This is a genomic window from Aeromonas veronii (assembly GCA_041319085.1).
Taxonomy (GTDB): Bacteria; Pseudomonadota; Gammaproteobacteria; order Enterobacterales; family Aeromonadaceae; genus Aeromonas; species Aeromonas veronii_F.
This window is the reverse complement of sequence record CP101033.1, coordinates 3,054,655-3,068,643: the sequence shown is the minus strand read 5'-3', so window position 1 is coordinate 3,068,643 and position 13,989 is coordinate 3,054,655. Positions and strand designations below refer to the sequence as shown.

Sequence of the window (13,989 nt, the reverse complement as noted above, 5' to 3'; positions counted from 1 at the left end):
GAAAGCCATTTCAGGCAAGCGTTTGCGTTTTCGGATAACTCATCAGGGATATATCAAAGAGGTTCTCTTATGGAGCCTAAAGGTGGCCTATCTGATCAAGTTATTGTTTTTTTTGAAATTTTGCGATTTAAATGGAGCTTTATTGGCTTTTTCCGTTCGTTTTTTGTGTCCCGAGTGATCGGGTTCACTATTCCAGGCTCTCCTGCTGTGCTAGATTCCGCCCCTTTAGCGAAACGCTAATTAAACGATAGACAGAAAACGGTCAGCGCAGATTGACCATGGATGTGAATAACAACGAGAGAATTATGGACACCTTGATTGCGATGCTAAACGACCTGATGTGGGGAGCCGTGCTCATCTACCTGCTGATCGGGGTCGGTATTTTTTTCACCTTCAGACTGGGTTTTATCCAAGTTCGTCACTTTGGTCACATGTTCTCCGTGCTGAGAAACAGCCGTAAATCGGACAACGCGGGCATCTCCTCTTTCCAGGCTCTCTGTACCAGTCTCGCCGCTCGTGTCGGTACCGGCAACCTCGCCGGTGTGGCCGTTGCCATCTATTTGGGTGGTCCCGGTGCCATCTTCTGGATGTGGCTGATCGCCTTTATCGGCATGGCGACCGCCTTCGTCGAAAGCACCCTGGCCCAGCTCTACAAGGTCAAGGATGAGGATGGCAATTACCGTGGTGGCCCCGCTTACTACATGGAGAAAGGACTTGGCATGCGCTGGATGGGGGTGGTGTTCTCGCTCTGCCTGATCCTGGCATTTGGTCTGGTGTTCAACGCGGTGCAGGCCAACTCCATCAGTCTGGCGATGAAGGTGGCGTTTGGCATTCCTGACTGGGTCAGCGGGCTGGCGCTGGTGGCGCTCTCTGGCATGATTATCTTCGGCGGCATTCGTGGCATCGCCCGTTTTGCCGAGCTGGTGGTGCCCTTTATGGCGCTGGCTTACATCCTGCTGGCGCTGGTGATCGTGGCGATGAACATCACCGAGCTGCCCCATGTCTTCATGTTGATCATCAAGTCCGCCTTCGGGATTGAGCAGGCAGGCTCTGGTGCGCTGGGTTATGCCATCTCCCAGGCGATGATCAACGGCATCAAGCGTGGTCTCTTCTCCAACGAAGCGGGCATGGGCTCTGCGCCCAATGCCGCGGCGACAGCCACTCCCTATCCGCCGCATCCGGCTTCACAAGGCTATGTGCAGATGCTGGGGGTCTTTATGGACACCATCGTCATCTGCAGCTGCACCGCCGCCATCATCCTGATGTCCGGTCAGTTTGAACCGGGCTCAGGTATCACAGGTGTCGAGCTGACCCAGCGGGCGCTCTCCTCCCAGATTGGCAGCGGTGGCAACATCTTCATTGCTGCGGCCATCTTCTTCTTCGCCTTCACCTCTATCGTGGCGAACTACTCCTATGCCGAGACCAATCTGGTGTTCCTCGAGCACAACCACAAGGGCGGCCTGATGCTGTTCCGGCTGTTCGTGCTAGGGATGGTGATGTTCGGTGCCGTGGGTGAGTTGCCGATTGTGTGGGCGATGGCGGATATCTCCATGGGGCTGATGGCGATCGTCAACCTGGTGGCGATCCTGCTGCTCTCCGGCGTCGCCATCAAGCTGGCGAAGGATTACAACGACCAGCTCAGGCTTGGCAAGGTGCCCAGCTTCGATGCCAACAAGTACCCCGAGATCCGCAGCCAGCTTGAGGCGGGTATCTGGGATCAGCCGGAGAAGTAATAGTAAGAGGGGGAGCCATCGGCTCCCCCATTCATTTGGCGCGAAGTCAAGCGGCCTGATCGGGTGTTATCTTGGGTCGCTGCGGCGCCACGTCGAGATACGCCATGATTCCGGCAGCCGCCTGGCGTCCTTCGGCCATGGCGGTTACCACCAGATCTGCGCCGCGAACGGCATCGCCACCGGCGAAGATCTGCGGGTTACTGGTCTGGTAGGCAAACTGCTCGGCATGAGAGGTCGCAATCCGTCCCCAGCGATCGAGACGCACTCCCTGGGCTTCAAGCCAGGGCAGCGGGTGTGGATTAAAGCCAAACGCGACCAGCACCGCATCAGCCGGCATCACAAACTCGGAGCCTTCAATGACCACCGGGCGACGGCGCCCGGCAGCATCGGGCTCGCCCATGCGGGTGCGCTGCATGCGAATGCCACTGACTGCGCCTTGCCCGTTGAGCTCGATGGCGACGGGCAACACATTGAACTCAAAATCGGCCCCCTCTTCGCGGGCGTTTTTCACCTCTTTGCGCGATCCCGGCATGTTGGCTTCATCCCGGCGATAGGCGCAGGTGACGGAAGTTGCCCCCTGGCGCAATGCCGTGCGCACGCAATCCATCGCGGTATCCCCCCCGCCGAGCACCACCACCTGCTTGCCGGCCAGATTGAGGTAGGGCTCGCTCTCGGGTTGTGGCAAGCCCATCAGATGACGGGTGCTGGCCATCAGATAGGGCAGGGCCGCGTAAACACCCGGCGCCTCTTCGTTGGGCAAGCCGCCGGTCATGGATCGGTAGGTGCCCACGCCGACAAAGACCGCATCAAACTCCTCGAGTAATGCTTCAAGCTGGATGTCATGGCCGACATCCACGCCCAGGCGAAACTCGATGCCCATGGCAGTAAACAGCTCGCGGCGGCGGATCATGACCTGTTTGTCGAGCTTGAACGCCGGAATGCCGAAGGTGAGCAGGCCGCCGATTTCAAAATGGCGGTCAAATACCACCGGCTGAATGCCGTTTCGCACCAGAATGTCAGCACAGCCAAGCCCGGCGGGGCCGGCACCGATAACGGCGACCCGTTTACCGGTCGGTTGTACATAGGAGAGATCAGGACGCCAGCCAAGCTCGAAGGCTTGCTCGGTGATATAGCGCTCCAGATTACCGATCGCCATCGAGCCGGATTCATCTTTCAGGGTGCAAGCCCCCTCACACAGGCGATCTTGCGGACAGATGCGGCCAGTGATCTCCGGCAGGCTGTTGGTCTGGTGAGAGAGCTCGACCGCTTCCAGAATGCGGCCTTCACGGGCCAGCGCGATCCAGTGCGGAATGTGATTGTGCAGCGGACAGGTCCACTCGCAGACGCTGTGATGGCCGCAGCCGAGGCAGCGATCGCCCTGGGATCTGGCCTGCTCGGTCGAGTAGGTGGGGTAGAGCTCGGTAAAGGTGCTGCGGCGCAGGGTTAGCGGGATCTTGGCGGGATCGCAGCGCTCCGGCGTCTGTGCCATCTGGTTGCGTTTGACGGCCACGTGGCGGATGGTCTGGCCGGTGGCGCTGCACTGTTGACGATGCTGGCGCAGACGAGCCAGCGTCTCGTCACTCATCAATTGCAGCGCGTCACTCGGGCAGGCGGCCACGCAAGCCGGGCCATCTTCGCGCCCTTCACACAGGTCACATTTGTGGGCCACGTGGCGCTGGCTGCCGGCTTGTGGTGCCATCTGTATGGCACCAAACGGGCAGGCGAGCACGCAGCTCTTGCAGCCGATGCAGCGCTCGGGGAGCACCTGCACACTGCCATTTCGTTCGACAATGGCCCCGGTGGGGCAGGACTTGGCGCAAGGGGCCTCTTCACAGTGGCGGCAGAGCGCGGCCGTGCGCAGCGCCTCATGGCGGATCACTTGTACGCGCGGCTGAAATTCAGCGGCGGTCGCGACGTGTTGGTCATCATTGTGCGCCATCACGCAGGCGACTTCGCAGGCGCGGCAACCAATGCAGTGGCTGGCATCAGCCAGGACAAAACGATTCATAACCTGATAAACCTGAAAATTAGAAACGCTGTTTTATAGTATTAACCATAACACAGGTAGGGTGGTCAACAAACCGCGATACCGCTGGCCGAATTGCACATGGTTTAGCCGGGTGCCCTGCATGAAAAACCGGGAGCCAAGGCTCCCGGTCTGGTCAATATTGCTCTTCCATCCAGGCTTCGACGATCAGTTGTGCCGATACCCCGTCCACACTGCCTTTCTCCAGCGCGCGATAGCCGCCGCGCTCAAACAGCCGGGCACGGGCATCGGTGGTGGTGAGTCGCTCATCCTTGAACTCCACCGGTTTGCCGAAACGACCGTGCAGCCGGTTGCCGAATTTGCGGGCCCGTACCGTGATCTCCTGATCGGTGCCATCCATATTCAGCGGCAGGCCGACTACCAGCAGGTCCGGTTGCCACTCCTTGAGCAGCTTCTCAATCTCGTCCCAGTTGGGGATGCCGTCGTTGGCCTTGAGGGCGCGCAGAGGCTGGGCTGTGCCAGTCAGCTCCTGACCGATGGCGACGCCAATGCTCTTGGTGCCATAGTCAAAGCCCATGATGCTGCGTGATGACATGAAAAAATCCTCGAAATGCTCAGATGTGCTGCAGGGGTTAGCTGTGGCCGATGTCGCTGGAGAGGTGAACCGGGTTCACCCCTATGCTGGCGGCGGCTTGTTGCCAACGTTTGTGAATGGGGGTCTTGAACACCAGAGCCGGATTGGGGGGGATCACCAGCCAGGCGCCATCCACCAGCTCCTGTTCCAGCTGACCGGCGCTCCAGCCCGCATAACCAAGGGCTACCAGCCAATGGGCAGGGGCCTCGCTCGTGCCCAGGGTTTCCAGTATATCCTTGGAGGTGGTCACCATCATCTCATCCCCCACCTGCAGGGTGGAGTTGAAACCGGGGCGGAAGCTGTGCAGCACGAAGCCGCGATCGGCGTGCACCGGTCCCCCTTGCAGCACCGGCTGCTTGAGCTCAGGGTTGCCGGGTGGGTTGAGTTGGAGCTGGGTCAGCATGGTTTCCAGCGACATCTCCACCGGAATGTTGACCACCAGCCCCATGGCGCCCTCTTCGTTGTGCTCGCACAGATAGACCAGCGAGCGCTCGAAGTAGGGATCCGTCAGGCTTGGCATGGCAAGCAGGAAGTGATTTTGCAGTGTTTGCATAGAGGCTAAATAGTGCAAAGGTATTTGAGATCAATTATGGCAGTTGATCCCCATGGGAAAAACCGCTTTTTGGGCTGGGCGAGATCCCGCCCCTGTCCGGATTGCCTTGAAACAGAGAGGGTGGCGCTGGGCCACCCTCTCTGGTTCTGGGCTTGCTCCTAAACAGGCCGGTTAGCCTGCTTGGCGATCACTGAGCCAGTCGACGCTCGATGGCATCCATCAACATGCCGGTGATATGGACGTCGAAGGCCGCTTCAATCTCGCGAATGCAGGTCGGGCTGGTGACATTAATCTCGGTCAGCCGATCGCCGATGATGTCGAGACCGACGAAGATGAGACCCTTCTCTTTCAGCGTCGGGCCCACCGCGCGGGCGATGGCCCAGTCGGCGTCGCTCAAGGGGCGTGCCTCGCCACGGCCACCGGCCGCCAGATTGCCACGGGTCTCACCCTGCGCCGGAATGCGCGCCAGGCAGTAGGGCACCGGTTCCCCATCCACCACCAGCACCCGCTTGTCGCCATCCTTGATGGCGGGCAGATAGGTCTGGGCCATGCAGTACTGGCTGCCGTGGGCGGTCAGGGTTTCGATGATAACGCCGACGTTGGCGTCATCTTCCTTCATGCGGAAGATGGAGGCGCCGCCCATGCCGTCCAGCGGCTTGAGGATCACGTCCTTGTGCTTCGCGTGGAAGGCGCGCAGCTTGTCGGCGCGGCGGGTCACCAGCGTGGTCGGGGTGTGCTCGGCAAACCAGGCAGTGTAGAGCTTCTCGTTGGCATCGCGCAGGCTCTGCGGCTTATTGACGATGAGGCAACCCTCATCCTCGGCCCGCTCCAGCATGTAGGTGGCGTAGATGAACTCGGTGTCGAACGGCGGATCCTTGCGCATCAGGATCACGTCCAGGTTGGAGAGGGGCTGATCCACCACCTCACCCAGACTGTACCAGTCGGCATAGTCATATTTGACGGTGAGCGGACGCATGGTGCCAAAGGCGCGACCGGCTTCCATGTAGAGATCCTTCATCTCCAGATAGAACAGCTCATAGCCGCGCTTTTGCGCCTCTTCGAGCATGGCAAAGCTGGAATCTTTCTTGATGTTGATGGCCGAGATGGGGTCCATCACGATGCCGAGTTTAATGGTCATCCGAATATCCTTCTGGTAGCTCGATTGCGAGTGAGATTCTAAAACCTGTTCAAAGTCTGTCACGAGAGGTTGTCAGCAAGGTAAAGAGCAGCGCAGGAACCGGAGCGTATAGACATACGTGAGGATTCCGAGCAGCGCATGAGCCTTGATCACGACCTCGCAGTAAGACATTGGACTGGTTTCAAGCGAGATCGCCAAAGCGGCACTGCAGCGCAGTTATCGCAGTCAGGGCGGCAGTTTCAGTGCGCAGCACCCGCGGCCCCAGCAGCATCTCTTTGAAATCTTCCTGCACGGTACGGGCGATCTCGTCGCTCGACAATCCCCCTTCCGGGCCAATCAGCAGCCGTACGCCGTGCTCGGGAACGGGCAGGGTGTTGATGCTGTACTCGGCGCGCGGATGCAGGTTGAGCTTGAGCTCCTTGGTCTCTTCCGCCAGCCAGACATCCAGCTCCATCGGCATGCGCACCTCTGGCACCACGTTGCGGCCGCACTGTTCGCAGGCGCTGATCACCACCTTCTGCCACTGTTCGCGCTTCTTCTCCAAGCGGTCTGCCGGCAACTTGACGCCGCAGCGCTCGGAGAAGAGCGGGGTGATGCAGGTGACGCCCAGCTCCACCGATTTCTGGATGGTGAAGTCCATCTTGTCGCCACGGCTGATCACCTGACCGAGGTGGATGGCCAGCGGTGACTCCACCGATTGGGCGTCGCAGCGGTCGATGGTCACTTCCACCGACTTTTTACCGACGTTGGCTATGGTGGCGGAGTATTGATTGCCATCGCCATTGAACAGCTCGAGCTGCTGGCCCGGCTGCATGCGCAGTACCCGGCCGATATGGTTGGCGCCGTCTTCCGACAGGGCGAGGGTCTGGCCAACTTGCAGGGTGGCCGCTTCATAGATACGTGGAATGCGCATGGCTGATTGTCAGTCTCTTGCTTGGAAACCCTTCATATCCTGCAGCGAGGCGGCGAGCAAGGCTCACGCGGCAGTGGGGAAGGGCTTCATGATAGGAGGGGCGATCCCCCTCCCTGGTCAAATGGGGTTATTGGCACTGCTTTTCAATAAAGGGATTGGTATTGCCCTGCAGTGTGCCGATGCGACGGTTGCGCTCGCACTCCCAGCCTTCTGCCGGGTACTGGCGATCCCACGCTTCGAACAGTTTACGCTGTTGATCCGCCAGACGCAGCTTGTAGCGGTCGCTCATATAAAGATAGGCACGGGCAATCTGGCCGCGCACCGGCCCCTTGGCGGGCTGGACTTTATGATCCTTGAAGTCGATCAGCATCTGGCACTGGCCATACTGATCCGGCTTGCCGTTCCAGTCGCTGAAGCGGTAGTTGGCACGATCACCGTTCACTTCGCCGATGGCGGGGAACAGGTTGTGCATGTCCCCCTCCATCTTGTTGAACTCGGGGCTCGCTTTTTCGCAGTTCTTGCGACCGCCATCCTGCCAGCATTGCAACTGGTGGCCGAACTCCCAGGCGGGGACCACGTGTTCCCACTCGATGCGGGCGGCGCGCTTGGGTTGTTTGCGCGGCTCATAGCCGCAACTGGCGAGATCCGGGCTCATTTTCTTGCCCTGATAGTCAATCTTGCAGCCGCAGTAGAAGGTGGTGGCCGCAGGCTGGCTGCGATAGAGCTTCACCAGATCTTGCTTGGCTTCACGAAAGGTTTGGGCGTGCAGGGGAGCGCTGAGCAGCGGTGAACCGGCCAGCAGGGTCAGGGCGAGGGAGGAGATAAGACGCATGGGATTCCTTGCAAACGGGATGATTGACGAACGATGGCGGGCACCCTACCACAGGGGTGCGACACAAGCTGGCTTACTGTTTGGGCTCCGGCCGTTCCCGCTCCAGCGGCTGCTTGCAGCGGCGGCAGTGATAGCGGGCCTCGCCGCGCACCACCTTGTTGTGGCGTCGCACCGACAGTTGATGCTGCTGGCAGAGGCAGCGATAGGGCACGGTGCGCTGCGCCAATACCGCCAGGTCGAAGCTGTGGGTGGTTCTGGGCTCAAGGCCGAACACCTCCCGCATCACCGACTGCCACTGGCGGCCGTGGGGCAGCACCCGCGATCTGCCGCGTCCTTCCCCGCTATGTTCACCCCAAAGGGCATAGACCAGCAGATGGGCCACCTCGTGGGGTACCACCTCGGCCAGAAACGCCTGCTGGTTGGCCTGATAGAGGGCAGGATTGAAGCGCAGCTCCCAGGTTTGCAGCCGCGCCGATCCCGCCGCCCGGCCCCGCATGTTGCAATGGACTTGCGGGCGGGGGAAGGTGCGGCCAAGGCGCGCTTCGGCCTGCACAAAACTGGCTTCTACGCGTTGTTGCAGCAGGGCGACAAGCTGGGCAGGGGTGGCAGACATCAACATCTCGTCAGGTAGCGGATAAGCAAAAGGGGAGCCAGGCTCCCCTTTTATCACAACAGCGAGCCTTACAGGCCAGCGGCGGAACGCAGCAGTTCGGCCTTGTCGGTCTGCTCCCACGGGAACTCCTCGCGACCGAAGTGACCGTAGGCGGCAGTGGCTTGGTAGATCGGACGCTTCAGATCCAGCATCTCAATCAGGCCATACGGACGCAGCTCGAAGTGCTCGCGCACCAGCTTGACCAGCAGATCCTCGGCCACCTTGGCGCTGCCGAAGGTCTCGACGCTGATAGAGGTTGGCTCGGCCACGCCGATGGCGTAGGAGATCTGGATTTCACAGCGATCGGCCAGCCCGGCAGCGACGATGTTTTTGGCCACATAGCGGGCGGCATAGGCTGCGGAGCGGTCAACCTTGGACGGATCCTTGCCGGAGAAGGCGCCACCACCGTGACGGGCCATGCCGCCGTAGGTGTCGACGATGATCTTGCGACCGGTCAGACCGCAGTCGCCCATCGGGCCGCCGATAACGAAACGGCCGGTCGGGTTGATGAAGTATTTGGTGTCCTTGTTGACCCACTCGGCCGGCAGCACCGGCTTGATGATCTCTTCGCGTACCGCTTCCACCAGATCCTTGTGGCTGATGGAGTCGCAATGCTGGGTAGAGAGCACCACGGCATCCACACCGATGATCTTGCCTGCGCCGTCGTAGGCGAAGGTCAGCTGGCTCTTGGCATCCGGACGCAGCCACGGCAGGGAACCGTTCTTGCGCACTTCAGCCTGACGCTTCACCAGCAGGTGAGAGTAGGTGATGGGGGCGGGCATCAGCACGTCAGTTTCGTTGGTGGCGTAGCCGAACATCAGACCCTGGTCGCCGGCGCCCTGCTCCAGCGGATCGGCACGGTCAACGCCCTGGTTGATATCCGGGGACTGTTTGCCGATGGCGTTCAGCACGGCGCAGGAGTCGGCGTCGAAGCCCATGTCGGAGTGGGTGTAGCCAATCTCACGCACGGTGTCGCGCACGATCTGTTCGATGTCGACCCAAGCAGAGGTGGTGACTTCGCCGGCTACCATGACCATACCGGTCTTGACCAGGGTCTCGCAGGCGACACGGGCTTTGGTATCTTGCTTGAGGATGGCGTCCAGTACCGCATCGGAGATCTGGTCCGCAATTTTGTCGGGATGGCCTTCGGAGACCGACTCGGAAGTAAACAGCTTTGCCATGATGGGAGTCTCAGCTTGTCTGGGTTATCGTCACAGCAATAACCGGATGAATGGGATGGTGTAGAGGTATCTACATCTGGACGTCTATTTTAATTAGCGCCCTCTATGATTGCCAGCACTATTTTGTCGCACCGAGGCTGATGGGTCGCAAGCGGCGCTCTCCAATCCCAAAGGAGATGAAAGTCAAACGTTTTTCCATGATTGCTGCTGGTCAATCGAGGGCAAGAAAAGCGATTGTCCTCCCAAAGCCATTTTATTAGTCCAGATAATATTTGCACGCCGTGCGCCCTACTGGGACAATGACGCGCCTTAATCTTGGCCATCAAAATGAAGCAATCGCAGGAGATTCAGATGCCTTCTCGTAAAGAGCTTGCCAATGCCATTCGTGCATTGAGTATGGATGCCGTTCAAAAAGCCAACTCCGGTCACCCGGGCGCCCCCATGGGAATGGCGGATATCGCCGAAGTGCTGTGGCGTAGCCACCTCAGACATAACCCGAACAACCCCAAGTGGGCCGACCGCGACCGTTTCATTCTCTCCAACGGCCACGGCTCCATGCTGCTGTACTCCCTGCTGCATCTCTCCGGTTATGACCTCTCCATCGATGATCTGAAAAACTTCCGCCAACTGCACTCTCGCACCCCGGGTCACCCGGAGTACGGCTATGCACCGGGCGTTGAAACCACCACTGGCCCGCTGGGTCAGGGCATCACCAACGCCGTGGGTATGGCGATCGCCGAAAAAGCCATGGCTGAGCAGTTCAACCAGCCGGGCTTTGATGTCGTTGACCACTACACCTACGCCTTTATGGGCGACGGCTGCCTGATGGAAGGTATTTCCCACGAAGCGTGCTCCCTGGCAGGTACCCTGCAACTGGGCAAGCTGATCGCGTTCTGGGATGACAACGGTATCTCCATCGACGGTCACGTAGAAGGCTGGTTCACCGACGACACCGTCAAGCGTTTCGAAGCCTACGGCTGGCACGTTATCCCGGCTGTTGACGGTCACAGCCCGGAAGCCATCAATGCCGCCATCGAAGCCGCCAAGGCCGAGACCGGCAAACCGACTCTGATCTGCTGCCGTACCATCATCGGTTACGGTTCGCCGAACAAATCCGGTTCTCACGACTGCCACGGCTCACCGCTGGGCAACGACGAGATCGCCGCCGCTCGCGCGTTCCTGAAGTGGGACCACGCGCCGTTCGTTATCCCGGCTGATATCGCTGCCGAGTGGAACGCTCAGGAGAAGGGCGCTGCGCTGGAAGCCGACTGGGCTGCCAAGTTCGCCGCCTATGAAGCCGCTCACCCGACGCTGGCTGCCGAATTCAAGCGCCGTACCGCTGGCGAACTGCCGGCCAACTGGGCTGCCGAATCCGCCAAGATCATCGAAACCCTGCAAGCCAACCCGGCCAAGATCGCCACCCGTAAAGCGTCCCAGAACTCGCTGGAAGCGTTCGGCAAGCTGCTGCCGGAATTCATGGGCGGCTCTGCGGATCTGGCACCGTCCAACCTGACCATGTGGTCCGGCTCCAAGTCCCTGACCAACGACGATGCCTCCGGCAACTACATCCACTACGGTGTCCGTGAGTTCGGCATGTCCGCCATCATGAACGGTATCGCCCTGCACGGTGGTTTCATCCCCTACGGCGCCACCTTCCTGATGTTTATGGAGTACGCCCGCAACGCCCTGCGCATGGCCGCCCTGATGAAGCAGCGCGCCATCTTCGTTTACACCCACGACTCCATCGGTCTGGGTGAAGATGGCCCGACTCACCAGCCGGTTGAGCAGATCGCCTCCCTGCGTCTGACTCCGAACATGAGCACCTGGCGTCCGTGTGACCAGGTTGAATCTGCCATCGCCTGGAAGCACGCCATCGAGCGTACCGACGGCCCGACTGCGCTGATCTTCTCCCGTCAGAACCTGGCCCAGATGGACCGTACTGCCCAGCAGCTGGCCGACACCGCCAAGGGTGGTTACGTGCTGAAGGATTGCGCCGGCACGCCTGAGCTGATCCTGATCGCCACTGGTTCCGAAGTAGAACTGGCTGTTGCCGCCTATGAGCAGCTGACTGCCAAGGGCCGTGCCGTGCGCGTGGTCTCCATGCCGGCCACCGACGTGTTCGACGCCCAGTCTGCCGAGTACAAAGAGTCCGTCCTGCCGATGTCCGTACCTAAGCGTGTGGCCATCGAAGCCGGCATCGCTGACTACTGGTACAAGTACGTCGGTTTCGGCGGCAAGATCATCGGTATGACCACCTTCGGTGAGTCCGCACCGGCCGAGCTGCTGTTCAAGGAATTTGGCTTTACCGTGGAAAACGTGGTTGCGACCGCTGAATCCCTGTAACAGCCCCTGTAATTCCTGAACGTTGGGCAAACTTGGCCCAATAGCCGGAACGATAAAACGCCCCCCATCGCAAGATGAGGGGCGTTTTATTTTAGTGGTTTCAATGCACTACTTGGAACGTTTGCCGCCAAGGTAACTGCTGCTCATGCGCTCGGTCTAATTGAAGAAAGTGAGTATCATGAGATAACTATAATCCGTAAGATTAGAAATGAGTTCGGTCATAGTTGGAGATGTGTTGATTTTTGTTCTGGTAAGGTACTAAATCTTGTGAGCCAGTTACCTTGGTGTGGCCCAGATGAGCCGGGGTCAAATTCAACACCAAGAATGCGCTTTAATTTTGCTATGGCAATATTACTGTCAGATTTAATGTGGCGTTCAAGATTGGTTGAAAAAGAACGTAGGAATGTTAAGTCGTGGCGAAATAAGTCAAGAAAGTCTGTAGGTTCGATTAGCGAAGCGTAATCGGACGTTCGCGTTCTGTAATTCGATGCCATAAAAATCATATCCCTTCTTGTTACCAAAAAAGAGACCGACATATAGCCGGTCTCTTTTTATTATTTAAAGCGAGCCTTAAACTTGCGGCGGGGTACTTTCCGCGTTGGACATCACCGCATCAATTTGCACCAGGGCGCCTGCGGGCAGTTCGCTCACCCCGAATACGGTGCGGGCCGGCAGATAGCCCGGGAAGTATTTGGTGTAGACGGCGTTGACCGCATCCAGATCGGCGATATTGCCGAGCTGGATATTGACCTTGACGATATCGTCCATCACGTGGCCGATGCTCTCCACAATCGCCTTGATATTGCTCAGGCACTGGGCGGTCTGCTCTTTGACACAGCCGGTCAGGATTTTGCCGGTGGCGGGGTCAATCGGCAGCTGGGCAGAGAGATGATTGTAGTGGGAGAAGGCAACGGTCTGGGTGTGCAACGGGCTGCGCGGCGCCTTGTCGGTATTGCGGGCACGGATCACCAGATTGTGGCGATCTTCCACCAGTTGTGGCGGGGTGCCGTCACCGTGGGAGATGACCGCATCCATCTGCACCCGCACACCCATGGGCAGGGCGGCGGCACTGACCACCGAGCGGGCTGGCAGATAGGCCACTGCGCGGGCGATGGCAGAGTCGGGGAAGAAGGTGGTGTAGACCTCGTTGACGGCCTCCAGATCGGCGAGGCTGGTCAGGTAGATATTCACTTTGACGATATCGTCAAACGGCACGTCGATCCCCTCCAGCACCGCCTTGATGTTGTGCAGGCACTGGGCCGCCTGCTCGCGAATACCGCCGCCAATCAGGGCGCCGGATGCGGGCTCAACCGGCAGCTGGGCGCCGATATTGTTGTAGTGGGAGAAGGCGACGGTCTGGGTGGAGAGCGGGTTGTGCGGCGCCTTGTCGCTATTGCGGGCGAGCTTCACCAGCGCACAGGGGGCTTGCGGGAAGGTGCCTTCGCCGTTGGAGATGATGGCATCGATCTGCACCAGCGCGCCCAGCGGCAGCGCAGCGACGGCGAGGGTGGTGCGAGTCGGCAGATAGCCCGGGAAGAATTCGCGATAGACGGCGTTGACCGCTTCCAGATCCGCCATCTCTTTGAGGAAGATGGTCGCTTTCACCATATCGTCCATCACGTGGCCGATGCTCTCGATGATCGCCTTGAGGTTGCTCAGGCACTGTCTGGCCTGCGCAGTGACATCGCCACTCACCAGCTTGCCGGTGGCGGGATCGACCGGCAGCTGGGCGGAGATATTGTTGTAATGAGAAAACGCCACCGATTGGGTGCAGGGGCCCAGATCCTGGGGTGCATGGGGGGTATTTCTTGCCGACTTGATGATGGTGCCACTCATAGATATGCCTCTTTTTAATATTTGTTGTTCATTCAGGTACAGGTTTACCCCATCTTGTTGTGCGCCACGGCCATTTTGCCTGCGGCGGCATCCCCGGTTATTATTTGTGATCCACTCAATCGCCGAGAGGAATAAGGGAGGATAGGACAGGGTAGATATTTCAGACGCTGCGATTCTATGAGTGGCT

11 protein-coding genes are annotated in these 13,989 nt (G+C 59.3%); 2 read left to right on the top strand and 9 right to left on the bottom strand.

Annotation, left to right across the window (positions count from 1 at the left end):
* Positions 1–305: 305 nt before the first annotated feature.
* Positions 306–1,733 (top strand): sodium:alanine symporter family protein, encoded by a 1,428-nt coding sequence (locus tag NMD14_14440; protein ID XEI31953.1) that lies wholly within the window; start codon positions 306–308, stop codon positions 1,731–1,733.
* Positions 1,734–1,779: 46 nt separating this feature from the next.
* Here NMD14_14440 and aegA read toward each other — a convergent pair whose 3' ends face one another.
* The 8 genes from aegA to metK all read right to left on the bottom strand — a co-directional run bounded on the left by aegA (position 1,780) and on the right by metK (position 9,623).
* Positions 1,780–3,741, bottom strand: coding sequence for a formate-dependent uric acid utilization protein AegA (gene aegA / locus NMD14_14435; protein ID XEI31952.1), 1,962 nt, complete (start codon positions 3,739–3,741; stop codon positions 1,780–1,782).
* 154 nt (positions 3,742–3,895) lie between these two features.
* The gene (gene ruvX, locus NMD14_14430) at positions 3,896–4,315 is read right to left on the bottom strand and encodes a Holliday junction resolvase RuvX (protein XEI31951.1); all 420 of its coding nucleotides are present in this window, start codon (positions 4,313–4,315) and stop codon (positions 3,896–3,898) included.
* Positions 4,316–4,352: 37 nt separating this feature from the next.
* Entirely contained in the window at positions 4,353–4,907 is a 555-nt protein-coding gene (locus NMD14_14425) for a YqgE/AlgH family protein (GenBank protein ID XEI31950.1), read from the bottom strand.
* 187 nt (positions 4,908–5,094) lie between these two features.
* A complete protein-coding gene (gene gshB, locus NMD14_14420) occupies positions 5,095–6,045 on the bottom strand; it encodes a glutathione synthase (protein XEI31949.1) in 951 nt (316 codons plus the stop codon).
* A gap of 181 nt (positions 6,046–6,226) precedes the next feature.
* On the bottom strand, positions 6,227–6,958 hold the full coding sequence (gene rsmE, locus NMD14_14415; GenBank protein XEI31948.1) for a 16S rRNA (uracil(1498)-N(3))-methyltransferase: 732 nt from the start codon (positions 6,956–6,958) through the stop codon (positions 6,227–6,229).
* Between the two features lie 127 nt (positions 6,959–7,085).
* Complete coding sequence (locus tag NMD14_14410) at positions 7,086–7,790, bottom strand: endonuclease (protein ID XEI31947.1); 705 nt, start codon at positions 7,788–7,790, stop codon at positions 7,086–7,088.
* A gap of 73 nt (positions 7,791–7,863) precedes the next feature.
* A complete protein-coding gene (locus tag NMD14_14405; GenBank protein XEI31946.1) occupies positions 7,864–8,403 on the bottom strand; it encodes a SprT family zinc-dependent metalloprotease in 540 nt (179 codons plus the stop codon).
* Between the two features lie 68 nt (positions 8,404–8,471).
* Entirely contained in the window at positions 8,472–9,623 is a 1,152-nt protein-coding gene (gene metK, locus NMD14_14400) for a methionine adenosyltransferase (GenBank protein XEI31945.1), read from the bottom strand.
* Between the two features lie 351 nt (positions 9,624–9,974).
* Here metK and tkt point away from each other — a divergent pair, with 351 nt between their 5' ends.
* The gene (tkt, locus tag NMD14_14395; protein XEI31944.1) at positions 9,975–11,966 is read left to right on the top strand and encodes a transketolase; all 1,992 of its coding nucleotides are present in this window, start codon (positions 9,975–9,977) and stop codon (positions 11,964–11,966) included.
* Between the two features lie 570 nt (positions 11,967–12,536).
* Here tkt and NMD14_14390 read toward each other — a convergent pair.
* Complete coding sequence (locus tag NMD14_14390; GenBank protein ID XEI31943.1) at positions 12,537–13,802, bottom strand: Rid family detoxifying hydrolase; 1,266 nt, start codon at positions 13,800–13,802, stop codon at positions 12,537–12,539.
* Positions 13,803–13,989: the final 187 nt, after the last annotated feature.

Bases quoted from the DNA above. Each gene is read 5' to 3' on its own strand.
- NMD14_14425 (XEI31950.1), bottom strand. From the start codon at position 4,907: ATGCAAACACTGCAAAATCACTTCCTGCTTGCCATGCCAAGCCTGACG.
- rsmE (XEI31948.1), bottom strand. From the start codon at position 6,958: ATGCGCATTCCACGTATCTATGAAGCGGCCACCCTGCAAGTTGGCCAG.
- NMD14_14410 (XEI31947.1), bottom strand. From the start codon at position 7,790: ATGCGTCTTATCTCCTCCCTCGCCCTGACCCTGCTGGCCGGTTCACCG.
- NMD14_14440 (XEI31953.1), top strand. From the start codon at position 306: ATGGACACCTTGATTGCGATGCTAAACGACCTGATGTGGGGAGCCGTG.
- gshB (XEI31949.1), bottom strand. From the start codon at position 6,045: ATGACCATTAAACTCGGCATCGTGATGGACCCCATCTCGGCCATCAAC.
- aegA (XEI31952.1), bottom strand. From the start codon at position 3,741: ATGAATCGTTTTGTCCTGGCTGATGCCAGCCACTGCATTGGTTGCCGC.
- ruvX (XEI31951.1), bottom strand. From the start codon at position 4,315: ATGTCATCACGCAGCATCATGGGCTTTGACTATGGCACCAAGAGCATT.
- NMD14_14390 (XEI31943.1), bottom strand. From the start codon at position 13,802: ATGAGTGGCACCATCATCAAGTCGGCAAGAAATACCCCCCATGCACCC.
- NMD14_14405 (XEI31946.1), bottom strand. From the start codon at position 8,403: ATGTCTGCCACCCCTGCCCAGCTTGTCGCCCTGCTGCAACAACGCGTA.
- tkt (XEI31944.1), top strand. From the start codon at position 9,975: ATGCCTTCTCGTAAAGAGCTTGCCAATGCCATTCGTGCATTGAGTATG.
- metK (XEI31945.1), bottom strand. From the start codon at position 9,623: ATGGCAAAGCTGTTTACTTCCGAGTCGGTCTCCGAAGGCCATCCCGAC.